This window comes from Streptomyces wuyuanensis (genome assembly GCF_900103455.1).
In the GTDB taxonomy this organism is placed as follows: Bacteria; Actinomycetota; Actinomycetes; order Streptomycetales; family Streptomycetaceae; genus Streptomyces; species Streptomyces wuyuanensis.
Genome location: NZ_FNHI01000024.1, coordinates 91,896 through 114,066, shown reverse-complemented (window position 1 = coordinate 114,066; position 22,171 = coordinate 91,896). Strand labels below are relative to the sequence as shown.

The window sequence follows — 22,171 nt, the reverse complement described above, 5'->3', positions numbered from 1 at the left end:
GGGCCCGGAGGAGGACGGACCCTCCCGAGGATCAGTCCTCGTACGCCAGCGTCGTCATCATCCCGGACTCCGAGTGGTAGATGTTGTGGCAGTGGAACATCCACAGGCCCGGGTTGTCCGCGTCGAAGTCCGCCACCAGTTTGCGGTGCGGCAGCAGGATCGCCGTGTCCTTCCGGGCGCCCAGGGAGTCGATGCCGGCGAGGGCGAAGGTGTGGCCGTGCAGGTGCATGGGGTGCCACATGTCCGTGGCGTTGATGACCACCAGCCGCACCCGCTCGCCGTACTCGATCTTGTGGAGCACCTCCGGGTCGTACGGCTGCCGGTCGAAGGCCCAGTCGTAGCGCTTCATGCCGCCGGTCAGCGTGAACCGGATGAGGCGGTCAGGGCGGCGCCGGTCGAGTTTCACCGACTCCTCCGGCCGCAGGTGCGCGGACGACTGGAGCACCCTGCGGTCCAGCTCCGACGGCCGGGTCGACGGCTTGGGCGTCGCCCCGCTGCCGGTCCGCAGCACGGCCATCGCCGAGCCCCGCTTGCCCTCCGCCAGCGCCGTGAACGGGAAAACCCCGTCCTTCGCCGTGACCATCACGTCGTACCGCTCGGCCATGCCCAGCAGCAGCGCGTCGGTCTTGTACGGGTGGACGGGGAAACCGTCCGAGTGGACCACGGTCATCTCGTGGCCGCCGAGCGCCACCCGGAAGGCCGTCTCGCCGCCGGCGTTGATGATGCGCAGCCGGATCCGGTCGCCGGGCTTGGCCTTGAACTCCGCCGGGTCGTCCGCCGTGCGCCCGTTGATGAGGTAGTACGGGTACGCGACATCTCCCGCATGGCCGCCGAGCAGCTTGCTCGTGGCGTCGCTCAGCAGCCGGCGCGGACCCCTGCCGCCGGCCGGCCCCGGTGACCCGTGGCCCCTGTCCGGTTCCTGGGCCCTGGCCGGCCCGTACCCGGCGTCGACGCCGCCGGAGGGCCGGGACCGAGGGCGGCCGCCGCGCTCCTCGTCGTCGTCCTCCCCGCGGTCCCGCTCGCGTTCGTCGTCGTCCTCGTCCCGGCCGCCGTGGCCGCCGTCGTGCGCGTTGCCGTGGCCCATGGCGGGCTTGCCCTTGCGGAGCTGCGACAGCACGTCGTCGGGCGTGGACCCGCCCACGCCGTCGATCCAGTCGTCCAGGACGATGATCCACTCGTGGTCGTAGGCGAGGGGCTCCTTCGGGTCCTCCACGATCAGCGGCGCGTACATGCCGCGGTCGATCTGCACGCCGTAGTGCGGGTGGAACCAGTACGTGCCGGCGTGCGGCACGGTGAAGCGGTACGCGAAGGTCCCGCCCGGCTTGACCGCCGGCTGCGTCACGCCAGGCACGCCGTCCATCTTGTTCTCGAGGGCGATGCCGTGCCAGTGCACGGTGGTGGGCACGGGCAGATGGTTGGACAGGGTGAGTTCGAGCGTGTCCCCGGCGTTGATCCGTACCTCCTTCCCCGGCAGCTGGTCGTTGTACGTCCAGGTCCTGAACGTGCGCCCGCGGCCGATGTCGACCGTGCTGGGCGTGGCCGTGAACGTACGTGTGCGGAGCGGGCCCACGCTGCGCACCGCCGCCGGGCCGCCGACCTTCTTTCCGTCGGCCGGTACGGACCCCTCGGCGGGGGCACCCGCCGCGCCACGGCCGCCGTCGGCCGCCCCGCCGCCCGAGCAGGCGGCGAGCAGCCCCGACCCGGCGGCGGCGATCCCGGCACCGAGCACGGCGCGCCGGGTGTGAGAGGTCTGACGGGTGTGCTCCTGACTGGACATGGCCCTCCGGTCGGTCGAACATGCGCGCACCGCCCCCGCGGGGGGACGGGCCCCGGGTGGGGCTGAACGCGGCACGACCTAGCATGGGGCACGATGCCCGAAACATCCCGTACATCCAGAACTGTCGCGCTGCTTATCGCACTCGGCGCCCTCCTGTACACCGCGTGGGTGCTCGAACTGCTCCTGGCCACCGGCCTCGACCCGGTCCGGGCGTACGTCAGCGAACTCTCGGCCGCGGACCAGCCCTTCGGCGGCCTGTTCCGGGCCACGGACCTCGCCGCCGGCCTCCTCGTCCTCGCCGGGGCGGCCGCCGCGCTGCCGATGCCCCCGAGACGGCCGTGGTCCCTCGCCGGCTGGACCGCCCTCGCGGTATTCGGGCTGGCGACCGCCGTCGACTCACGGCTGCCGCTCAGCTGCGCGCCCACCGACGACCCGGAGTGCGCGGCGCTCGAGACGGCGGGTCTCGTCCCGGCGACCCACACCGCGCACGCCGTCAGCTCCAGCCTCGCCATGGCCGGCGCCCTCACCGGGATGGCCGCGCTCACCGTCGCCGCCCGCCGCTACCGCCGGTGGCCGCTGCTGGGCCGGGTCGGCCCCGTCCTCGTCGTCCTCGAACTCGCTGCCACCGTCTGGACGCTGACCGCCGTCGCCGCCTTCGAGGCGGGCCGCGGCATCTGGTGGCTCGGCGCAGGGCAGCGACTCCAGGTGCTGATCGTGGCAGGGTGGCTGGCGGTGCTCGCGCTGTCCGTGGCGCGGGAGGGCGCGAGCCGGCCCGGCCAGGGGCGGCCGGGAGCGAGGGGGACGGCGTGACGTTCGTACGGATCGGCGGAGTGCCCCACCACGTGGTCGTCGAGGGCGGCGGGCCCGTGTGCGTGCTCAGCGCGGGCCTCGCCATGAGCTGGTTCGACTGGGACCCCGTCGTGCCTCTGCTGACCCCGTACCGCACCGTCGTCCGGTTCGACCGGCCCGGGCACGGACTGAGCGGCCCCGCCGCGGTGCCCCCGTCCGCGGCCGGGGAGGCCCACCGCATCGCCGGGCTCCTCGACGCCCTCGGGCTCGGCGGGCCGCCCGCCACCGTCGTCGGCCACTCCATCGCGGGCTTCCACGCGGAGGCCTTCGCCCGCCTCCACCCCGCCCGTACGGCTGGCCTCGTGCTGGTCGACGCCAGCATCGAGGAGGACGCCAGGGCGCCCGTCGCACCCGCCGTCCGTACCGCGGTGGCGCACGGCCTCGGCTCGGCGCTGACGGCCGTCGGCGCGCCCGCCGCGATCGGCCCGGCCCTCCGGCGCGCCCTGGTACGGCTGTCCCGCGCCGGCGGAGGCGACCCCGCTCCCGCCGAGCTCGTACGCCGCTGCTACGGCACCTCGCGCGTGCTGCAGGGCGCCCTGCTGGAGAACACCCACTACCGCGCGGTCGCCGCCGAACTCCTCGCGCTGCGTGCGCGGTTCCCGCTCCCGCGCGGTGTGCCCGTGACCGTACTGGCGGCGGCGGACGGCGGCGGACGGCGCTCCACGGCCCGCTGGCTGGAACGGCAGCGCGCCCTCGCCCGGGAACTCGGCGACGCGCGCTTCGAGGCCGTCGAGCCGTCGGGACACCTGGTCATGCTGGACCGCCCGGACGCGGTGGCCCGGGCGGTCCTGAAAACGGGATGAGAGCCCGGCCCGTCCACGGCCGTCGGCCCCCGCTCGGGGCCCGGGTCGGGCCCCGTGCCCGGACGGCGCCGACGGGCTGACGGTGGGTCAGGCCCGCGCGTAGACCTGCTCCACCCACTGGGCGAGCTGGTCCTCCGACAGGTGCTGCGCCAGGTCGGCCTCGCTGATCATGCCGACGAGACGCTTGTTCTCGATCACGGGCAGCCGGCGGATCTGGTGCTCCTGCATCTCGTGCAGTACGTCGCCGACGTCCGCGCCCGATTCGATCCAGCGCGGGGTACCACGGGCCATGTCGCCCGCCGTGATCTTCGACGGGTCGTGGCCCATGGCCACGCAGCCGACCACGATGTCGCGGTCGGTCAGAATGCCGCACAGCCGTTCGTCGGCGTCGGCGATGGGCAGTGCGCCCACGTTCAGCTCGCGCATCAACTGCGCGGCACGGTCGAGAGTTTCGTGCGCCGGGATCCACTGGGCCCCGGGATGCATGATGTCCTTGGCGGTGGTCATGGGGTTCGTACCTCCTGGGCGCGGCCCACGCCCGTTGTCACCCGATGTCACGTTGTCACCCGATGTCACGCCCCTCGTCCCGCGCGGGCGGAGAGGAACCTGCCGATGGCCCTGCTGACGCTGCGCATCACGGGCCGGGATCTCCCCGGCCGGGACTGCGGGGACTTCTTCGACGTGCACGTCGGCACCCAGCGCGGCAAGGAGCCCGACCAACTGGTCCCGGCGGACGCCGAGGAAGCCGTCTTCGACCTTACCGCCGACGTCGTGGCGGCGCCCGACGGGACGACCGACTTCCGCGGCCCCTGGGTGCACGGCCCGCGCGGGGCGCGCTTCGTCTACCTGACCTGGGGCGAACTGCCCGCGGGCGGCGCGTTCGCGATGTTCCGGCGGGCGAAGCTCTTCCTGGGCGACATCCCGCCGGAACTGGTGGCCGGGGGCCACGCCGAGACCACGATCGGCCTGACCGACGGCCACGGCCTCCCCCTGTGCGCGGCCCTCCGTCCGCCGCGGGTGGTGTGGCGGGCGAGGGGCACGCAGAAGGGCTGAGCGGCCGGCCGGCGGTCCGCCTCGGCGTGCGACGACGCGTGGCGCGGGTCCACCACGGGGCGGGCCCTCCACCGTGTCGGGCGGGCCGTGACGCCGTTCGGACGGGCCAGGCAGTTGTCGGGCGGGCCGGCACCTCGCGCCAGGCCCCTGCGCGGCATCGGCGCGTCACCGCACGTGTGTGCGCTCCACCCCTGCTCAGCGGCCCGGCCTCCAGCGCCTCCGGTCCGTGCCGGGCACCGCCGCGCCGATCGAACGGCACCCCGCGTCACAGGACCACCGCGTGGGGCGGGCCGGCCGCCCGGCCCACGCGGTGGCTCGCCGGTCCTCAGGCGCGGGGCGCGGCGCCCCGTGCCCTCAGGAGGTCCGCCATCAGGTCCATCTCGGACTGCTGGGCGTCGACCATGCCCTGGGCCAGTGCCTTCTCCTGGGACACGGTGCACAGGTCCGCGCACCCCTCCGCCATCGCGACGCCGCCCTTGTGGTGGTCGGTCATCAGCTGCAGGAAGAGCACCTCGGCCTGCTTGCCGCTCGCCTTCGCCAACCGGTCCAGCTCGGCCCGGGTGGCCATGCCCGGCATCACGGCGCCGGGCCGCTGCGCGCCGTGGGCCGCGTGACCGCCGTCCCCGTGCGCCATCCAGGCCATGGGCCCGGCCCCGGGGTCCACCTTCGGCAGCCCCCACAGATCGAGCCATCCCAGCAGCATTCCGCGCTGGTTGGCCTGGGTGTTGGCGATGTCGTAGGCGAGCCGCCGCACCTCCTCGTCCTGCGTACGGTCCCGGACGATGAACGACATCTCCACCGCCTGCTGGTGGTGGACGGCCATGTCACGGGCGAAACCCGCGTCGGCCGAGCCGGCCGCCGGGGCGGCCGCCGCCCCGGCAGTGCCTCCATGCCCGCCGGAGTGCCTGTCGCCGCCCGCGGACGCGACCGTGGCCGCGCCCGCGAACAGCAGCGCCAGCACCACCGCCGCGATCGAGAACCAGTGCGTACGCGTCAGCGTGAGCGTCACGCGCTCAGTCCGCCCGTGCACGCGGCACCCGGCTCGGGCGTCTGCGGACCCTGCACGTACTTGGTGAAGAACTGGTCCACCCGCGGGTCGTCCGCGCTGTCGACCGTCACCTGCTTGCCCCAGGCGCTGAGCATGATGGCCCCGGCCTGGTCCTTCACCGGGCTCATCATCGAGTACGAGGTCTTGCCGACCTTGTCCTTGAGCTTCTGCACGTCCGCGGCCGGGGCCTTGTCGCTGTACGTGACCCACACGGCCCCGTGCTCCAGCGAGTGCACGGCGTTCACCTCGGGGATCGGCTTGTCGTAGACGTTGCGGTCGCAGTTCATCCACGCCTGGTGGTGGTCACCGCCGACCGGAGGCTTCATCGGGTACTTCACGGCCGCGGTGACGTGGTTGCGCCCGAGCTTCTTGGCGTCCCAGGACTTCTCGTCCTTGATCGGGGCCTTGGCGGCGGCCTCGGCCTGCTCCTTCTTCTCGGACTCCTTGTTCAGCACGTACGCGCCGAAGCCGACGAGGCCCGCCACCAGCACCCCGCTGAGGGAGATCGTGATGATGCGGTTGCGGCGCTCGCGGGCCTTCTCGGCGCGGCGCAGCTCCTCTATGCGGGCGCGGCGGTCGTTCGTCCTGTTCGTCTTGCTCGACACTCTGCTTCGTCCTTCGTCTGCGTCGGGGGGTGTGGGGTGTGCACGTGCTCCCACGGCCGTGGGCCGCGGCGGCACGGATCGCGGTGGAACGGTCCTGCTAGGTCCGCAGCACCTGAAGGACGTGGAGATCCGGCGCGCGGGGGAGCGCACCGGTGCGCGGTGGACCGCCCGGCACGCGGTCCGGCACGGCGCCGGGCGTGAGCCCGGCCGCGGCCGGCGGCGCGTCCTGGGGCGGGGCGGTGAGGACGGCCGCCGTGAGGTGCGGGAAGAGCCCGCAGTCGCCGCGGTCGTACGGACAGGTGTAGGCGGCGGCCGAGTCGGCCCGGGTGCCCGGCACGGCGCGGGTGGCCCCGCCGGTCGGCCCGGGGGCCGGGGACACCGAGGCGGCGGCTGGGAACTCCGCGGCCTCCCCGTGAGCGCCGTGCTTGCGCGCCGCCCCGGGTCCCGTGTCAGCCTGTCCCAGACAGAGGAAGAGCGCGGCGAGGAGCGTCGCCACGGCACTCCACAGCGCCATGGGACGCGCGGTGTGCGCGGTGCGGGCGTTCCGCATGCCCCCCATGGGCGCAGATGGTAATGGCGGGTGCGTGCTCCGTGTCATACGGGGTGCGTAATCTGGGCGAAACCCAGGGTCGTGATACTGAAGCTCTCCTCTACGCCCTGGCGGTGGTGCACAGGCCGTCTGAACTGCAAGGATGTGGCTATGGACAAGCAGCAGGAATTCGTGCTCCGTACGCTCGAGGAGCGCGACATCCGGTTCGTACGCCTGTGGTTCACCGATGTGCTCGGCTTCCTGAAGTCGGTCGCGGTGGCCCCCGCCGAGCTCGAGCAGGCCTTCGACGAGGGCATCGGCTTCGACGGCTCCGCGATCGAGGGCTTCGCCCGCGTCTACGAGTCGGACATGATCGCCAAGCCGGACCCGGGCACCTTCCAGATCCTGCCGTGGCGCGCGGAGGCCCCCGGCACGGCCCGGATGTTCTGCGACATCCTCATGCCCGACGGCTCGCCGTCCTTCGCCGACCCCCGCTTCGTCCTCAAGCGCATCCTGGCGAAGACCTCGGACCTGGGCTTCACGTTCTACACGCACCCCGAGATCGAGTTCTTCCTGCTCAAGGACCGGCCGCTGGACGGCTCGCGCCCGACCCCCGCGGACAACTCCGGGTACTTCGACCACACCCCGCAGAACGTCGGCATGGACTTCCGCCGCCAGGCCATCACGATGCTCGAGTCCATGGGCATCTCGGTGGAGTTCAGCCACCACGAGGGCGCGCCGGGCCAGCAGGAGATCGACCTCCGGTACGCGGACGCGCTGTCCACGGCGGACAACATCATGACGTTCCGCCTGGTCATGAAGCAGGTCGCGCTGGAGCAGGGGGTGCAGGCGACCTTCATGCCGAAGCCCTTCTCCGAGCACCCGGGCTCCGGCATGCACACGCACCTGTCCCTCTTCGAAGGCGACCGGAACGCGTTCTACGAGTCGGGTGCCGAGTACCAGCTCTCCAAGGTGGGACGTTCCTTCATCGCCGGCCTGCTCAGGCACGCCGCGGAGATCTCGGCCGTCACCAACCAGTGGGTCAACTCCTACAAGCGCATCTGGGGCGGCTCGGCCCGCACCGCCGGCTCCGGCGGCGAGGCCCCCTCGTACATCTGCTGGGGCCACAACAACCGCTCGGCCCTGATCCGCGTCCCGATGTACAAGCCGGGCAAGACCGGCTCGTCCCGCATCGAGGTCCGCTCCCTCGACGCGGGCGCCAACCCCTACCTCGCCTACGCGGTCCTGCTCGCCGCGGGCCTCAAGGGCATCGAGGAGGGCTACGAGCTCCCGGCCGGCGCCGACGACGACGTCTGGGCGCTCTCGGACGCCGAGCGCCGCGCGATGGGCATCGAGCCCCTCCCGCAGAACCTCGGCGAGGCCATCATGCTCATGGAGCGCAGCGAACTGGTGGCGGAGACGCTCGGGGAGCACGTCTTCGACTTCTTCCTCCGCAACAAGAAGCAGGAGTGGGAGGAGTACCGCTCCGAGGTCACGGCGTTCGAGCTGCGCAAGAACCTGCCGGTGCTGTAGGCGGGCTCCTCTGCCCGGGCAGCGAACAGGGCCGACGGTCGCCGACAGCCGGCCCTGTTCGGCTGTCGACGGTCCGTCAGGCGTTGCGTCCGTCCGTCAGGCGCTGTGCCGTTTCGACAGCGGGGCCGGGGCCTCCTGGATGATCCAGCCGTTGCCGTCGGGGTCCCGGAAGAACATGAAGGAGTTCCACGGTTCGCCCTTGCCCGGGGCCCAGCCCGAGGAGGCGACGTGCTGGACCGCGCTGACCTCGACGCCCCGGGCGAGCAGTTCGTCGTGGGCCGACTCGATGTCGGGGACGCAGAGTTGGAGGCCCTGGATCACCCCGGGCGTCATCGTCGTCTGGCCCGGTGCCGGGGGCATGCCCTCGCCGATGACGATCGAGCAGGTGGATCCCGGCGGGGTCAGCTGGAGGATGCGGACGCCGTCGGCGATGTGGGTGTCGTGGTCGACGGCGAAGCCGCACTTGTCGGCGTAGAAGGTCTTCGCCCGCTCCACGTCGGAGACGGGGACGACGATCACTTCCAGGGTCCATTCCATGGGCACCGCCCCGGGTCGCTCGTGGGGACCGCGTGGGGGTGGCTCCCCCAGATCAGTGTGCGCCCGGGGGGAGTGCACCCGCGACGCGGCGTCGCCGCAGCCGGGACGCCGACCGGCCGTCCCGGCGCCCTAATCCGTCCCGTCGCCGCGCTCCGCGCGCTCCCGGGCCTGTTCCGCCAGGAGCGCGTGGAGCGGCTGCGAGGCGCGCCGGGTCCACTCCTGGACGGCCCAGCCGTTGCCGTCGGGGTCGGAGAAGTACATGAACGTGCCGCCGTCGCCCGGGGCGACCTGCTCCGGCTCGGTGACGTCCAGGCCGCGGGCCACGAGCTCGGCGTGCGCGGCCTCGATGTCACCGACGACCAGCTGGAGCCCCTGGTACGAGCCGGGTTCGAGGGTCCTGCCGCCGGGGAGCGGGATGCCCTCGCCGATGACGACGGAGCAGCCTGATCCCGGCGGGGTCAGCTGGACGATGCGGAAACGCTCGTCGATGCGGGTGTCGTGGTCGACGCGGAATCCCACCTTGTCGCGGTAGAACTCCTTGGCCCGGTCCACGTCGGTGACCGGTACGAGGACGACTTCCAGCGTGAACTCCACGGGCAACCTCCTGGAGAGTGTTCACCGGCACGGAACGGGGCCGGCGGCAGCGGGCCGTGGCCGGCGATGCGGGCGGCGGTCATGGGCAGGGCGGTGGTCACGGTACGGGCGGTGGTCGTCGGTACGGCCGGCCGCGGCACGGGACTGGCCGGCGCGGTACGGGTGGGCCTGGGGCGGCACGGTTTCCGGTCAGCGGTCCGCCAGTGGGGCCGGGGCCTCCTGGACGATCCAGCCGTTGCCGTCCGGGTCCTGGAAGAACGCGAAGGAGTTCCAGGGCTCGGCGCCCTTGCCGTCCGCCCAGCCCGACGGCCCGACGTGCCGCACCGGACCGACCACCACACCGCGGTCCACGAGCTCCTTGCGGGCGGCCTCGATGTCGGTGACGCAGATCTGCAGGCCCTGCAGCGAGCCCGGCGTCATCCGGGGCTGCCCCGGGGATTCCGGCATCCCGGACTCCAGGACGATCGAGCAGCGGGAGCCGGGCGGGGTGATCTGGACGAGGCGGGCGCCCTCGAAAGGCGACATGTCGAGATCGGCGGTGAACCCGCACCGGTCCACGTAGAAGTTCTTGGCCCGGTCGACATCGGTGACCGGGATCGCGACCACTTCGAGGGTCCATTCCATGGTGTGGTCTCTCCTCGTCCGAGATGGGTCGGTCAGCCGTGATGAGGGGACTCATCCACGGGTCGTTCGTCCGCGACGGTTCGGCCGTGTTCCGTCCGGCCCGTCCGGTGTTCCGTCCGCCGGCCCGGTGTCCGGCCACCCCGTCCGTCCGGCGTCCGTCCGAGGGCCGGGCCCGGCGTCTCAGCGGGTGAAGCGCCACCGGGTCTGGCTGTACGACTCGGGACCCCGGCCGAAGCCGAAGGCCGTGACCGGCGCCACCTCGAAGACCAGGGCGCGACCCCCGCCCTCGTGCCAGAAGGCCTCGTTCCGGACCTCGAAGTGCCACTCCGGACCGTACTTCTCCCGCCATGCCCGGGCCAGCCGGGCGAGCCGGTCCTCGTCCACCACCTGGACGGCCGCACCTTCGACGACCAGGTCGCGTCCCTTCTCGTCGCGGTTGACGCCCGTGGTGAGAACGACCTGCGGATTGGCTGCCAGATTGCGTGCCTTGCGCTCCTCGCCGCCCGTGGCGAAGTGCAGCGAGCCGTCCAGCCAGACGGCGAGCAGCGGCGTGACGTGCGGCCGGCCCTCGGGGCGCACGGTCGACAGCCAGAAGATCTCGGACTCCGTCAGCTGGGCCACCGCCTCCGGCCAGGGCGTCGGGGTGGCGCCCGGTGAGCTGTAGCGCGGGTCCAGATCGGTCCGCGGTTCCGGGGGTGCTTCCCGGAGCGTCTGCCCCGTTCCTTCTGCCGGCATGGTGCGTGTCCCTTCGGTCTTCCGGTCCCAGGCGCCGGTCCCGTCTTCCGGTCCCGGTCGCCGGTCCGCGGACGGCGTCCCTTCGAGGTGTCGACCCCGCGCGCCGGCGGAACTCATCGCCGGAGGGCTTCCCGCCCCTCCGGTGGCGGCTGAAGCGCGGCCGTCCCCGTGCGGTCCGACGGCGTCCAGTGCAGCGTGCCGTCCAGGCCGATCGCGGCGATGCCGCCGGGGAGGCCGGCGGGCGCGCCGGCGAGGAGGAAGCCGCCCTCGGTCCAGCCGGACCTGGCCGCGGGGTCGGTCCCCGGCACCGGGCGGGGCCGCGCCTCCGTCCGCGTCGTCGCCAGCACGCCGGCACGGGACCGGACGGCCAGCAGATCGCCGCTCCGGCCGACGGGGCCGAAGCCCGCCACTCCGGTCGAGGGCACGAACGAGGTGACGGGGACGAACATCGCCGCCTTGGCAGGAACCGTGGTCGGGACGGCGCCGGTGCCCACCCGCTTGCCCATACCCGTACCCATGCCCGCGCCCGCACCCGCGGTGCCGGCCTGCCGGGAGCCGGCCGACGTGCCGCCCGCGTTGCCGCGGTCGCCCGTGCCCGGCACGCCTGCGCCTGCGCCCGCGCCGCGGAAGTGGGCACCGCGCACCTCGCCCGTGACCGGCGTCCGGTACCACAGGCGGATGCCGTCGCCCCGGGCGTCGGCGGTCGCGTTCAGCGCAAGCGTCGTCGCCGGGAGGCCGGTCCGCAGCGGGCCGGACAGCGGGCCACCGGGCTCGCCCTGGGTCCAGGCGAGCACCGACGACGGGGTGGGGACGAGCACGGTGTGCCGGCCGGAGGCGTCCGTCGCCGCCACCGGATCGCCCCGCAGACCCGAACCGCCCAGCGGTGTCCAGGGCCCCCAGCCGCCGCCCGGAAGCCCGGTCCGGCCGGTCAGCCGGTGGGCGGAGTCCCGGACGAACACCGTGAGCCGGCCCGACGGGTCCACGACCGCTGCCGGCGCGCTGATGGCCGACGTACCGCTTGCGTCGTCGCGTTCGGGAGTGCCCAGCGAGGCCCACGGGCCGAAGTCCCCGCTGGCGCGCTGCACACGGAGCACCACGTCGCGGCGGTAGTCGGCGGCGCGTCCGCCGAGCGTCGTACGGGTGCCGAGCACGGCTGTCCGGCCGTCGGGCAGGCGTACCGAGGTCACCCCGCCGTCGATGCCGCCCCCGTCCAGCAGCCGGGGCCCGCTCCATCCCGCCGTGGCCCCCGCGCGGTGCCAGACGGCGAGCCGCTGGTCGAGCACGGAGAACGCCCACGCGCTGCCGCCCGGCCCGGGCTGCGCCCAGGTCGTGGACTCGCCGCGGGTGTGGCGGACCGTCTGCGCCCAGCCGTGGCCGGCGGGCCGTGCCGCCACCTTGCGGTCGCCGCAGCCGGCCGGTGCGCCGCAGTGGTCGGTGCCGTCCGTCCACGCGTACGTCTTCAGGGTGCGCAGTTTCGCCTCGGCGTCCGCCGGGGTCAGGGTGCGCGGCAGCGCCCCGGTGGAGTAGCCCAGATAGGTCTGGACTCCGAAGGCGGGGTGGCCGGGCACGGCCGCGTAACGGGCGAGCGCCGCCTGCGCGAACCGTGCGCCGTACATGTGGTCCTGGTGGTCGGTGTACGTGCCCTTCGGGGTGCGTCCCGGCGTGGGGTCCTGGATGCGGACGAACGTCGGCCGGAAACGCCGGAGGAGACCGGCGACGGTCTCGACGACCTGCCGCTTCGTGTACGCGAAGTCCTCGCGTACGGGCGTCCCGGAGGACAGTTGGGACGAGAGCGCGTCCACCCGGCCGTCCCACAGGCCGTGGAGGCTGTGCGGCCGGTCGCCGTTGATGCTGCCCGCCTCGTGGAGCTGGACCCAGACCAGGCTGATCCAGGGCTTGGCACGGAGGGTGTCCAGCTCGGCCGTGCCGCCGCCGGCGGTGGGCACGGCCGTACGCGACCAGGGGCTGCTCCGGTCGCCGGTGGCCATCTCGGCGTAGGCGGCCCGTATGCCGTTCTGGCGGGCCTCGGCGTACGCGGCCTTGTCGGCGGCCGGGGGATCCGGGTCGTCCCGCCGGGCGTTGACGCCGTCGGATTCGCCGGCCGTCAGGTACACCGACGTCAGACTGCGGCCCGTGGCCAGGGACTGGGCGGTGTCCGGGTTCATGAAGAACAGGTCGTCGTCGGGGTGGGCGACGATCTGGACCACCCGCTCGCCCGCGGTCGTGCGGACCGGCTGGACGGCCGGCCCGGCCGGGGGAAACGTCCTCGTCCGGGTGTCCGCCGAGGTGCCGGGCACGGCCGCCAGGGTGCCCGCGACACCCAGCAGCACCGCGGCGGCCAGCCCGGCGGCCAGGCCCCGCCGGCCGCGGTGCGCCACCGGGCCGGGACCCTCAGGGGATCCGGGAGCGTCCGCCGCGTGGGAGCCGAGGGCGGGACCGGGGCCGGCCGGGAAGCCCAGGCGGGCCGCGACGGCGCGAAGGGGCGCGGGGACGCGACGGGGCGCGTGAGCGCGGGGGGCCGCCGAACGGCGGCTGCGGCGGGGCCGGCTGGGCATGGCGGTCGGGTGCTTTCGTGATCGGTCGGGGCCGGCGACGCCCGGGTGCACGCGCCCGCTGGGCACCGGCAACCGGCGGGCGTACGCGCGCCCGCCGGTCACCGTGGCCGGCGGGCGCGACAGGACCCGACGGCGCACCGGCAACCGGCGGGCGCGAGCAGTCCTCGGCGGACGTGTCCGTGCCGCCCGGGCACGCGCGGTACCCGGACACCACGGAAGACGGAGATTCCAGGAATACGGGTTGTCCCGCCCGAACCACGAAGAACATGGCGAACATCACGGCACCGCAGCGCCCGCGCCGCCCTCCGGGGGGCGGCCCCCGTATCCCTGCGACTACGCTCGGAGCCGGATCCGGACCTTGATCGGAGGCGGCGGGATGACATCGGTGCCGGGGCGCAGGAGCAGTACCTTCACCCGTCTGCTGCGGCACGGCTTCACCCACCCCGCCGCGGCCGAGCGGCTCCTGGACCTGCCCGAGATGGCGCCCGTCCGTGCCGACTCCGTCCTCCTCGACGCCCTCGGCGCCGCCGCCGACCCCGACCTGGCCCTGCGCGGGCTGGTGCGCCTCGTCGAGGCGCAGCAGCCGGACGAGCGGCAGGTGCTGCTCGACACGCTGATCTCCGCGAAGCCGCTGCGCGACCGGCTGCTCGGGGTGCTCGGCGCGTCCGAGGCGCTCGGCGACCATCTGGCCCGGCACCCGCACGACTGGCAGGCGCTGGTGATGTACGAATCGGCCGATCTGCACCCCGGGGTCGAGGACTTCGAGCGGGGACTCGCCGAGGCGACCGACCCTGTGTCGCTGCGCGTCGCCTACCGCCGCTGTCTGCTGTCGATCGCCGCCCGCGACGTGTGCGGCACCACCGACGTGGCGCAGACCGCCGCCGAGCTCGCCGACCTCGCGACGGCGACGCTGCGCGCTGCCCTCGCCATCGCCCGTACCGACGCCCCCGAGGACGCGGCCGCCTGCCGGCTCGCGGTGATCGCCATGGGCAAGTGCGGGGGCCATGAACTCAACTACGTCTCCGACGTCGACGTGATCTTCGTCGGGGAGCCGGCCTCCGAGTCGGTGGAGGAGGCCGCGGCGGTCAAGGCCGCGACCCGCCTCGCCTCGCACCTCATGCGGATCTGCTCGGAGACCACGGTCGAAGGCGCCATCTGGCCCGTGGACGCCAATCTGCGGCCGGAGGGCCGCAACGGCCCGCTGGTGCGCACCCTCTCCAGCCATCTCGCCTACTACCAGCGCTGGGCGAAGACGTGGGAGTTCCAGGCGCTGCTCAAGGCGCGGCCGGTGGCCGGGGACCCGGAACTCGGCGCCGAGTACGTCGACGCCGTCTCGCCGCTGGTCTGGCAGGCCGCGGAGCGCGAGAACTTCGTGCCCGACGTGCAGAAGATGCGCCGCCGCGTCGTCGACAACATCCCCGCCGCGCACATAGACCGCGAGCTGAAGCTGGGTCCGGGCGGGCTGCGGGACGTCGAATTCGCCGTCCAGCTGCTGCAGTTGGTGCACGGCAGGACCGACCCCGCACTGCGCAGCGGTTCCACCCTGGAGGCGCTGAGGGCGCTCGCGGCCGGCGGGTACGTGGGCCGGGCGGACGCGGCGCAACTCGACGTGGCCTATCGCTTCCTGCGCTCCATGGAGCACCGGATCCAGCTGTACCGGCTGCGCCGCACGCACCTCGTCCCGGAGGGCGAGGAGGACCTGCGGCGCCTCGGACGGTCCCTGGGGCTGCGCGCCGACCCGGTGGCCGAGCTCGACAAGGAGTGGCGGCGGCACGGCTCCGTCGTGCGCAGACTGCACGAGAAGCTCTTCTACCGTCCCCTGCTGGACGCGGTCGCCCAGCTCGCGCCGGGTGAGACCCGGCTCAGCACCCAGGCCGCGCGGCAGCGGCTGGAGGCACTCGGCTACGCCGATCCGGCCGCGGCCCTGCGGCACCTGGAGGCCCTGTCGTCGGGAGTCTCGCGCAAGGCGGCGATCCAGCGGACGCTGCTGCCCGTGCTGCTCGGCTGGTTCGCGGACTCCGCCGACCCGGACGCGGGACTGCTGGGCTTCCGTCAGGTGTCGGACGCGCTGGGCAAGACGCCCTGGTACCTGCGCCTGCTGCGGGACGAGGGCGCGGCCGCCGAGAACCTCGCGCGGGTGCTCTCCGCGGGCCGGCTCGCCCCCGATCTGCTGCTGCGCGCCCCGGAGGCCGTGGCGCTGCTCGGCGACCCGGAGGGGCTGAGGCCGCGGAGCCGTGACCATCTGGAGCAGGAGGTCCTGGCGGCGGTCGGGCGCGCGGACGACGCGGAGGCGGCGGTCGCCTCGGCCCGCGCGGTGCGCCGGCGGGAGCTGTTCCGTACCGCGGCGGCGGACCTGATCGGCTCGTACGGCACCGAGGAGAACCCGGCCGGGCACGACCCGGGCACGCTCGTCGACCGGGTGGGCAACGCCGTCACCGACCTCAACGCGGCGACGATCGCCGGCGCGCTGCGTGCCGTGGTGCGCGAGCGGTGGGGGGACGAGCTCCCCACCCGGTTCGCGGTCATCGGCATGGGCCGCTTCGGCGGACACGAGCTGTCGTACGGTTCCGACGCCGACGTGCTGTTCGTCCACGAGCCGCGCGAGGGCGGCGACGAGCAGGGGGCCGCGCAGGCCGCCGCGACGGTCGTTGCGGAGATGCGGCGGCTGCTCCAACTGCCGAGTTCCGACCCGCCGCTGCTGATCGACGCCGATCTGCGGCCCGAGGGGCGCAACGGCCCGCTGGTGCGCACGCTCGCCTCCTACGCGGCCTACTACCGCCGCTGGTCCCTGGTCTGGGAGAGCCAGGCGCTGCTGCGCGCCGAGCCGATGGCGGGGGACGAGGAACTGGCGGCCCGCTTCATCGAACTGGCCGACCCGCTGCGGTACCCGGAGGACGGCCTGGGCGAGGAGGAGGTCCGGGAGATCCGCCGGCTCAAGGCCCGGATGGAGACGGAGCGGCTGCCGCGCGGTGCCGACCCGACCCTCCACACCAAGCTGGGGCGCGGCGGTCTGAGCGACGTGGAGTGGACGGTCCAGCTGCTGCAGATGCGCCACGGCTGGTCCGAGCCGGGCCTGCGCACGACGCGTACTCGTACGGCCCTCGCCGCCGCCCGGGACGCGGGGCTCCTGTCCCCGGAGGACGCGGAGATCCTCGACGACGCCTGGGTGCTGGCGACGCGGGTCCGCAACGGCGTCATGCTGGTCAGGGGCCGGGCGGGCGACACCTTCCCCTCCGAGGCGAAGGAGCTGGCCGCGGTGGGCCGCTACCTGGGGTACGGGCAGGGGCACGTGGGCGAGATGGTCGACGAGTACCGGCGTGCGACCCGGCGGGCGCGGGCGGTGGTGGAGCGGCTGTTCTACGGGTCGTAGCGGACGGGGCGCGGGAACGGTCGAAGCCGCTCGGCCCGGGAGGCGCTGCCCGGTGCGGGCCGTGCACGAGCCGCGTCCGGCCGTGCCGCCGGGACCGGGTGGGCAGGACCGACGTCCTCACGGACCGTGAGGACGGGCGCCCGCCCGCGGCCTTGGCTTCGGCCGGGCGACGCGGCGCGTTCACTCGGCCCGGGCTCGGCCGTGCGGCGCGTTCGCCCGCGCCGCGCGTCCGGCTACGCCGTGAGGACGGTGCCGCCGCGCACCCGGTCCGGCACCTGGCGCGGCAGCCGGTGCGGCAGGGACCCGTACCAGACGTAGGACAGGCCGTAGCCGAAACCGAGGCAGAGCAGTCCGCCGACGGCGTCCAGCCAGAAGTGGTTGGCGGTTGCCACGATCACCACGAGGGTGAGCGTCGGGTACAGCAGGCCGAGGATCTTCGCCCAGGGCGCCGTAGCGAGCGCGAAGATCGTCAGCCCGCACCACAGCGACCAGCCGATGTGCATCGACGGCATGGCCGCGTACTGGTTGGACATGTTCTTCAGGTTGCCCGAGGCCATGGAGCCCCAGGTGTGGTGCACCAGCACCGTGTCGATGAAGTTCTGGCCGTTCATCAGCCGCGGCGGTGCCAGCGGATAGAGGTAGTAGCCGACGAGCGCGACACCGGTGGTGGCGAAGAGGACGAGCCGGGTGGGGGCGTAGCGGCCGGGGTGCCGGCGGTAGAGCCACACCAGGACGCCGATGGTCACGACGAAGTGCAGGGTGGCGTAGTAGTAGTTCATCGTCACGATCAGCCATGTCACCGAGTTGGCGGCGTGGTTGACCGTCTGCTCGACGGCGATGCCGAGGGCCTTCTCGGCCTCCCAGATCCAGTCGGCGTTCCGCAGGGCCTGGGCCTTCTGCTCGGGAACGGCGTTCCGGATCAGGGAGTACGTCCAGTAACTGACCGCGATGAGCAGGATCTCGAACCAGATGCGCGGCCGCCGGACCGACCGCAGCTTCCCCAGTCTGGTCCGCTCCGGGGCCGGGCCGTCCTCGGTCACCATGGGTGACGGGGACGCGGTCCGGCCTTCCAAAGTCTTCACGGTCGCTTCACCCATAGGAGCAGAGTCTGCCAGATGGGTGCGGCCGCTCCGATCATCCCTCGGTCGGGTTCGGGAGGGGCCCCGGTCCCTCCTGAGGACTAGTCGGAGCCCCCGCATTTCCCGGGGATTTCGCGGAATTCGGGAGTCCGGTCGGCGGGCCCGCCGACCGGGTGGGACGGATCAGGGCGAACCGTGCAAAGGGCCCGCCGCGGTCGAGCCGCGGACGACCAGTTCCGGCATGAAGACGAACTCGCTGTGGGGCGCGGGCGTTCCGCCGATCTCCTCCAGCAGCGTGCGGACCGCCGCCTGGCCCATCGCGGGGACGGGCTTGCGGACCGTCGTCAGCGGCGGATCGGTGAAGGCGATGAGCGGGGAGTCGTCGAAGCCGACGACCGAGATGTCGTCGGGCACCTCCAGCCCCCGCTGCCGCGCGGCCCGGATCGCGCCGAGCGCCATCATGTCGCTCGCGCACACCACGGCCGTGCAGCCCCGGTCCATCAGCGCGGACGCCGCGGCCTGGCCGCCTTCCAGGGTGTAGAGGGAGTGCTGGACCAGCTCGGACTCGATCTGCTGCTCGCTCAGGCCGAGCTGGTCGTGCACGGCCTTGACGAAGCCCTCTATCTTCCGCAGGACCGGCACGAAGCGGCGCGGCCCCAGGGCCAGTCCGATCCGGGTGTGCCCGAGGGAGACGAGATGGGTCACGGCCAGCTGCATCGCCGCGCGGTCGTCGGGCGAGATGAAGGGCGCCTGCACCTGCGGGGAGAAGCCGTCGACGAGGACGAAGGGGACGCCCTGGGCGCGGAGCTTCTCGTACCGCTGCATGTCCGCCGTGGTGTCGGCGTGCAGCCCGGAGACGAAGATGATGCCCGAGACGCCCCGGTCCACCAGCATTTCGGTGAGTTCGTCCTCGGTGGAGCCGCCCGGTGTCTGGGTGGCCAGCACCGGCGTGTAGCCCTGGCGGGTCAGCGCCTGTCCGATGACCTGGGCCAGGGCCGGGAATATGGGGTTCTCCAGCTCGGGCGTGATGAGTCCGACGAGCCCGGCGCTGCGGCGGCGCAGCTTCACGGGACGCTCGTAGCCGAGGACGTCGAGTGCGGCGAGCACTGATTCGCGGGTGGTCGAGGCAACGCCTGGCTTGCCGTTCAGCACCCGGCTGACCGTCGCCTCGCTGACCCCCGCCTGGGCTGCGATGTCGGCAAGCCGTGCGGTCATGGGATTGGACTGTACCGGTCGCATGTCAGATTGCCCACCAGACGGTCGAGTCGGCGGGAAGCCGGACCGTCCCGCCGCTGAACTCGGGGGTCGCGGAGGACAGCAGAGGGCTCCCGGGAGCGGGGAGCTCCACGTCCGTGCCGCGCGTGTTCGTCGTGCAGACGAACCCGTCACGGGCGAAGGCCAGCACCCCCTCGGGAGCGTCGAGCCAGGTCACGCCCGTGCCGGCGCCGAGCCCGGGGTGCTCGCGCCGCACCGCGAGCGCCGCCCGGTACAGCTCCAGGGTGGATCCGGCCACCCCGGTCTGGGCCTCCACGCTCAGCTCGGCCCACTCGGCCGGCTGCGGGAGCCAGCTGCCGCCGCTGCCGAACCCGTACGACGAACCCTCGCGGGTCCAGGGGATCGGCACCCGGCAGCCGTCGCGGAAGCCGTCCTGCCCCTCCGCCCGGAAGAAGGACGGGTCCTGGCGCACCTCGTCCGGCAGGTCGAGGACCTCGGGAAGGCCCAGCTCCTCGCCCTGGTAGACGTACACGGAACCGGGCAGGGCCAGCATCAGCAGCGCGGCGGCCCGGGCCCGGCGCAGGCCGACCTGCCCGCCGCCGTAGCGCGTGGTGTGCCGGGGCACGTCGTGGTTGGACAGCACCCAGGTGGTGGGCGCGCCCACGGACGCGGTCGCCGCCAGCGAGGCCTCGGCGACCTCCCGCATCCGCTCCGGGTCCCAGGGGCAGCGCAGGAACTGGAAGTTGAACGCCTGGTGCAGTTCGTCGGGGCGCACGTACAGCGCGAGCCGCTCCGGGCTCGGTGCCCAGGCCTCGGCGACGCCGATGCGCTCGCCGCCGTAGCCGTCCAGCAGCCGCCGCCAGGAGCGGTGGATCTCGTGGACGCCGTCCTGGTCGAAGAAGGGCAGCACCTGGGCGCCGATCATCTTGGCCTGCTCACGGGCGCCGATGTCGGGCAGCCCGGCCGCCTTGACCATCCCGTGGGCGACGTCGATCCGGAAGCCGTCGACGCCCAGGTCCAGCCAGAAGCGCAGGACCGCGTCGAACTCCTCGCGCACCGCGGGGTGCTCCCAGTCCAGGTCGGGCTGCTCGGGGGCGAAGAGGTGGAGGTACCAGTCTCCGGGGGTGCCGTCGGGGTGCGTCGTCCGGGTCCAGGCGGGGCCGCCGAAGACCGACTCCCAGTCGTTGGGCGGCAGTTCGCCGTCCGCGCCCTTGCCGGGCCGGAAGTGGTAGTACGCGCGTTCCGGTCCGCCCGCCAGCGCGGAGCGGAACCAGGCGTGCTGGTCGGAGGTGTGGTTCGGCACGATGTCGACGATCACCCGCAGCCCCAGTCGGTGGGCCTCCCGGACGAGGTCGTCGGCGTCGTCGAGGGCGCCGAAGAGGGGATCCACGGCCCGGTAGTCGGAGACGTCGTAGCCGCCGTCCGCCTGCGGCGAGGCGTAGAAGGGAGTCAGCCAGACCGCGTCCACGCCGAGCCCGGCGAGGTGGGGGAGCCGGTCGCGGATGCCGCGCAGGTCGCCGATGCCGTCGCCGTCCCCGTCGGCGAAGGAGCGGACGTACACCTGGTAGATCACGGCGCTCCGCCACCAGTCCCCGGCCGGGTCCGGGCGCCTCGCCGGGGCGACCGTGCCGGCCCGCGGCGTGGTGGTCGTGCCGAGCTCCTGCGTCATGGGCGCTCCTTCGGATGCTGTTTCTGGATGTTCCGGATGTTCCGTGGATCTTCGGGACCTTCCGGTTCAACACCGACCTATGTCGAAGGTAACAGCGCTGCAATCTCTTGCGGAAGCGGTTGCGCGGGCGCACGGAAGCGCTGGAGCGGGGTCAGTCGCAGTTGGCAAGGCGCACAACGGCAACTGTGAGGACACGCGGATGTAACGATCCCGGCTGCTTGCGGAAATCTCTCGCAAGGTCTTTCGGTCTTCTTTCAAGCTTGTTACGTTCCTGACCGAATCGGCGCCGTGATGGAGCGGCCCAGGTTGAAGGAGTTCACATGCGACGTGGCATAGCGGCCACCGCTCTGGTCGCGAGCCTGGCGCTCACGGCGACCGCGTGCGGCGGGGACGACGCCGAGAGCGGCAAGAGCGCCTCGGGCAAGCTGTCGGGGACGGTCACCTGGTGGGACACGTCGACCGTCGGCAGCGAGGACAAGGTCTTCAAGAAGCTCGCCGAGGGCTTCACCAAGCTGCACCCCGACGTCAAGATCAACTATGTGAACGTGCCCTTCGGTGAGGCGCAGAACAAGTTCAAGAACGCCGCCCAGTCCGGCTCCGGCGCCCCCGACGTGATCCGTTCCGAGGTGGCCTGGACCCCCGAGTTCGCCGACCTCGGCTACCTCGCCCCGCTGGACGGCACCTCGGCCCTCAAGGAGGACAAGGACTTCCTGCCGCAGGCCGCCGCCTCCACGAAGTACAACGACAAGACCTACGCCGTCCCGCAGGTCATCGACTCCATGGGCATCTTCTACAACAAGAAGATCTTCGAGGAGGCCGGTGTCCAGCCGCCGTCCTCGATCGCCGAGCTGAAGACCGTCTCCAAGAAGATCAAGGACAAGACCGGCAAGACCGGCCTCTACCTGCGCGGCGACGACGCGTACTGGTTCCTGTCCTTCCTCTACGGCGAGGGCGGCAACCTGGTCGACGCCGAGAAGAAGCAGATCACCGTCGACAACCCGGCCGGCGTCAAGGCCATGAAGGTCGTCAAGGACCTCGTCGACTCCGGCGCCGCGAAGACCGACGCCACCGACGGCTGGAACAACATGCAGACCGCCTTCAAGGAAGGCAAGGTCGCCATGATGATCAACGGCCCGTGGGCGGTCACCGACACCTACGCCGGCAAGGAGTTCAAGGACAAGTCCAACCTGGGCATCGTCCCGGTCCCGGCGGGCTCCGACGGCCAGGGCGCCCCGCAGGGCGGCCACAACCTCGCCGTCTACGCCGGCTCCAAGAACCTCGAGGCCTCCTACGCCTTCGTCGAGTACATGACCTCGGCCGAGTCCCAGACCACGGTCGCCAAGGAGCTCAGCCTCCTCCCGACCCGCTCCGCCGTCTACAACAAGCCGAGCGTCTCCGGCAACGAGATGGTCGCCTTCTTCAAGCCGGTCGTCGACAAGGCCGTCGAGCGCCCCTGGATCCCCGAAGGCGGCAGCCTCTTCGCCCCGCTCGTGACCGAGTACACCAAGGTCCTCACCGGCCAGACCACCCCGGAGAAGGGAGCCAAGTCGGCGGGCGACGCCTACCGCAAGCTCCTCAAGGACTGGAAGTAAGGGA

19 protein-coding genes are annotated in these 22,171 nt (G+C 73.0%); 6 read left to right on the top strand and 13 right to left on the bottom strand.

What is annotated here, in order from left to right; genetic code table 11:
• Positions 1-31: 31 nt before the first annotated feature.
• Positions 32-1,777 (bottom strand): multicopper oxidase family protein, encoded by a 1,746-nt coding sequence (locus BLT82_RS29360; protein ID WP_107490280.1) that lies wholly within the window; start codon positions 1,775-1,777, stop codon positions 32-34.
• Between the two features lie 93 nt (positions 1,778-1,870).
• Here BLT82_RS29360 and BLT82_RS29355 point away from each other — a divergent pair, with 93 nt between their 5' ends.
• Together BLT82_RS29355 and BLT82_RS29350 are read left to right on the top strand one after the other, a co-directional pair.
• Positions 1,871-2,587, top strand: coding sequence for a DUF998 domain-containing protein (locus BLT82_RS29355; RefSeq protein WP_093660269.1), 717 nt, complete (start codon positions 1,871-1,873; stop codon positions 2,585-2,587).
• A complete protein-coding gene (locus tag BLT82_RS29350; RefSeq protein WP_093660267.1) occupies positions 2,584-3,429 on the top strand; it encodes an alpha/beta fold hydrolase in 846 nt (281 codons plus the stop codon). Before BLT82_RS29355 ends, BLT82_RS29350 begins: the two co-directional genes overlap by 4 nt.
• Before the next feature lie 87 nt (positions 3,430-3,516).
• On the opposite strand, the gene BLT82_RS29345 is transcribed toward BLT82_RS29350, so the two are convergent.
• A complete protein-coding gene (locus BLT82_RS29345) occupies positions 3,517-3,936 on the bottom strand; it encodes a CBS domain-containing protein (protein WP_093660265.1) in 420 nt (139 codons plus the stop codon).
• A 105-nt stretch (positions 3,937-4,041) separates the two neighbouring features.
• On the opposite strand from BLT82_RS29345, the gene BLT82_RS29340 reads away from it, so the two are divergent.
• Positions 4,042-4,482 (top strand): DUF5990 family protein, encoded by a 441-nt coding sequence (locus BLT82_RS29340; protein ID WP_093660263.1) that lies wholly within the window; start codon positions 4,042-4,044, stop codon positions 4,480-4,482.
• A gap of 325 nt (positions 4,483-4,807) precedes the next feature.
• On the opposite strand, the gene BLT82_RS29335 is transcribed toward BLT82_RS29340, so the two are convergent.
• The 3 genes from BLT82_RS29335 to BLT82_RS29325 all read right to left on the bottom strand — a co-directional run bounded on the left by BLT82_RS29335 (position 4,808) and on the right by BLT82_RS29325 (position 6,694).
• Positions 4,808-5,491 carry a DUF305 domain-containing protein gene (locus BLT82_RS29335; protein WP_093660261.1) on the bottom strand — a complete coding sequence of 228 codons (684 nt, stop codon included), beginning with the start codon at positions 5,489-5,491 and terminating at the stop codon, positions 4,808-4,810.
• Positions 5,488-6,135, bottom strand: a complete 648-nt coding sequence (locus BLT82_RS29330; protein ID WP_093660259.1) for a DUF3105 domain-containing protein — start codon at positions 6,133-6,135, stop codon at positions 5,488-5,490. The genes BLT82_RS29335 and BLT82_RS29330 overlap by 4 nt, the downstream gene beginning before the upstream one ends.
• Positions 6,136-6,232: 97 nt before the next feature.
• Positions 6,233-6,694: a hypothetical protein gene (locus BLT82_RS29325; RefSeq protein WP_093660257.1), complete on the bottom strand. Its 462-nt coding sequence runs from the start codon at positions 6,692-6,694 to the stop codon at positions 6,233-6,235.
• A gap of 141 nt (positions 6,695-6,835) precedes the next feature.
• Here BLT82_RS29325 and BLT82_RS29320 point away from each other — a divergent pair, with 141 nt between their 5' ends.
• Positions 6,836-8,197 carry a glutamine synthetase family protein gene (locus tag BLT82_RS29320; protein WP_093660255.1) on the top strand — a complete coding sequence of 454 codons (1,362 nt, stop codon included), beginning with the start codon at positions 6,836-6,838 and terminating at the stop codon, positions 8,195-8,197.
• Between the two features lie 96 nt (positions 8,198-8,293).
• On the opposite strand, the gene BLT82_RS29315 is transcribed toward BLT82_RS29320, so the two are convergent.
• From BLT82_RS29315 to BLT82_RS29295, 5 genes are all read right to left on the bottom strand, one after another.
• Positions 8,294-8,734, bottom strand: a complete 441-nt coding sequence (locus tag BLT82_RS29315) for a VOC family protein (RefSeq protein WP_093660253.1) — start codon at positions 8,732-8,734, stop codon at positions 8,294-8,296.
• 129 nt (positions 8,735-8,863) lie between these two features.
• On the bottom strand, positions 8,864-9,328 hold the full coding sequence (locus BLT82_RS29310; protein ID WP_093660251.1) for a VOC family protein: 465 nt from the start codon (positions 9,326-9,328) through the stop codon (positions 8,864-8,866).
• Between the two features lie 189 nt (positions 9,329-9,517).
• A complete protein-coding gene (locus BLT82_RS29305; protein ID WP_093660249.1) occupies positions 9,518-9,952 on the bottom strand; it encodes a VOC family protein in 435 nt (144 codons plus the stop codon).
• A 180-nt stretch (positions 9,953-10,132) separates the two neighbouring features.
• Entirely contained in the window at positions 10,133-10,687 is a 555-nt protein-coding gene (locus BLT82_RS29300; RefSeq protein ID WP_093660247.1) for a pyridoxamine 5'-phosphate oxidase family protein, read from the bottom strand.
• Between the two features lie 113 nt (positions 10,688-10,800).
• Positions 10,801-13,065: a PIG-L family deacetylase gene (locus BLT82_RS29295; RefSeq protein WP_093660245.1), complete on the bottom strand. Its 2,265-nt coding sequence runs from the start codon at positions 13,063-13,065 to the stop codon at positions 10,801-10,803.
• Between the two features lie 553 nt (positions 13,066-13,618).
• Between BLT82_RS29295 and BLT82_RS29290 the strand changes: the two genes are divergently transcribed.
• Positions 13,619-16,612, top strand: a complete 2,994-nt coding sequence (locus BLT82_RS29290) for a bifunctional [glutamine synthetase] adenylyltransferase/[glutamine synthetase]-adenylyl-L-tyrosine phosphorylase (protein ID WP_093660243.1) — start codon at positions 13,619-13,621, stop codon at positions 16,610-16,612.
• A gap of 233 nt (positions 16,613-16,845) precedes the next feature.
• Here the strand turns inward: BLT82_RS29290 and BLT82_RS29285 are convergent, their stop codons facing one another.
• The 3 genes from BLT82_RS29285 to BLT82_RS29275 form a co-directional block, all read right to left on the bottom strand.
• Positions 16,846-17,709, bottom strand: a complete 864-nt coding sequence (locus BLT82_RS29285) for a phosphatase PAP2 family protein (protein WP_093660241.1) — start codon at positions 17,707-17,709, stop codon at positions 16,846-16,848.
• Between the two features lie 165 nt (positions 17,710-17,874).
• Positions 17,875-18,906: a LacI family DNA-binding transcriptional regulator gene (locus BLT82_RS29280; RefSeq protein ID WP_093660239.1), complete on the bottom strand. Its 1,032-nt coding sequence runs from the start codon at positions 18,904-18,906 to the stop codon at positions 17,875-17,877.
• Between the two features lie 25 nt (positions 18,907-18,931).
• Positions 18,932-20,575 carry a glycoside hydrolase family 13 protein gene (locus BLT82_RS29275; protein ID WP_093660237.1) on the bottom strand — a complete coding sequence of 548 codons (1,644 nt, stop codon included), beginning with the start codon at positions 20,573-20,575 and terminating at the stop codon, positions 18,932-18,934.
• A 320-nt stretch (positions 20,576-20,895) separates the two neighbouring features.
• Here BLT82_RS29275 and BLT82_RS29270 point away from each other — a divergent pair, with 320 nt between their 5' ends.
• The gene (locus tag BLT82_RS29270) at positions 20,896-22,167 is read left to right on the top strand and encodes an extracellular solute-binding protein (RefSeq protein WP_093660235.1); all 1,272 of its coding nucleotides are present in this window, start codon (positions 20,896-20,898) and stop codon (positions 22,165-22,167) included.
• Positions 22,168-22,171 lie beyond the last annotated feature (4 nt).

What these genes read in the sequence shown, in the direction of transcription:
- BLT82_RS29360 (WP_107490280.1), bottom strand. Translation starts at nt 1,777, where the DNA reads ATGTCCAGTCAGGAGCACACCCGTCAGACCTCTCACACCCGGCGCGCC.
- BLT82_RS29355 (WP_093660269.1), top strand. Translation starts at nt 1,871, where the DNA reads ATGCCCGAAACATCCCGTACATCCAGAACTGTCGCGCTGCTTATCGCA.
- BLT82_RS29345 (WP_093660265.1), bottom strand. Translation starts at nt 3,936, where the DNA reads ATGACCACCGCCAAGGACATCATGCATCCCGGGGCCCAGTGGATCCCG.
- BLT82_RS29340 (WP_093660263.1), top strand. Translation starts at nt 4,042, where the DNA reads ATGGCCCTGCTGACGCTGCGCATCACGGGCCGGGATCTCCCCGGCCGG.
- BLT82_RS29325 (WP_093660257.1), bottom strand. Translation starts at nt 6,694, where the DNA reads ATGGGGGGCATGCGGAACGCCCGCACCGCGCACACCGCGCGTCCCATG.
- BLT82_RS29320 (WP_093660255.1), top strand. Translation starts at nt 6,836, where the DNA reads ATGGACAAGCAGCAGGAATTCGTGCTCCGTACGCTCGAGGAGCGCGAC.
- BLT82_RS29315 (WP_093660253.1), bottom strand. Translation starts at nt 8,734, where the DNA reads ATGGAATGGACCCTGGAAGTGATCGTCGTCCCCGTCTCCGACGTGGAG.
- BLT82_RS29305 (WP_093660249.1), bottom strand. Translation starts at nt 9,952, where the DNA reads ATGGAATGGACCCTCGAAGTGGTCGCGATCCCGGTCACCGATGTCGAC.
- BLT82_RS29300 (WP_093660247.1), bottom strand. Translation starts at nt 10,687, where the DNA reads ATGCCGGCAGAAGGAACGGGGCAGACGCTCCGGGAAGCACCCCCGGAA.
- BLT82_RS29290 (WP_093660243.1), top strand. Translation starts at nt 13,619, where the DNA reads ATGACATCGGTGCCGGGGCGCAGGAGCAGTACCTTCACCCGTCTGCTG.
- BLT82_RS29285 (WP_093660241.1), bottom strand. Translation starts at nt 17,709, where the DNA reads ATGGGTGAAGCGACCGTGAAGACTTTGGAAGGCCGGACCGCGTCCCCG.
- BLT82_RS29280 (WP_093660239.1), bottom strand. Translation starts at nt 18,906, where the DNA reads ATGACCGCACGGCTTGCCGACATCGCAGCCCAGGCGGGGGTCAGCGAG.
- BLT82_RS29275 (WP_093660237.1), bottom strand. Translation starts at nt 20,575, where the DNA reads ATGACGCAGGAGCTCGGCACGACCACCACGCCGCGGGCCGGCACGGTC.
- BLT82_RS29270 (WP_093660235.1), top strand. Translation starts at nt 20,896, where the DNA reads ATGCGACGTGGCATAGCGGCCACCGCTCTGGTCGCGAGCCTGGCGCTC.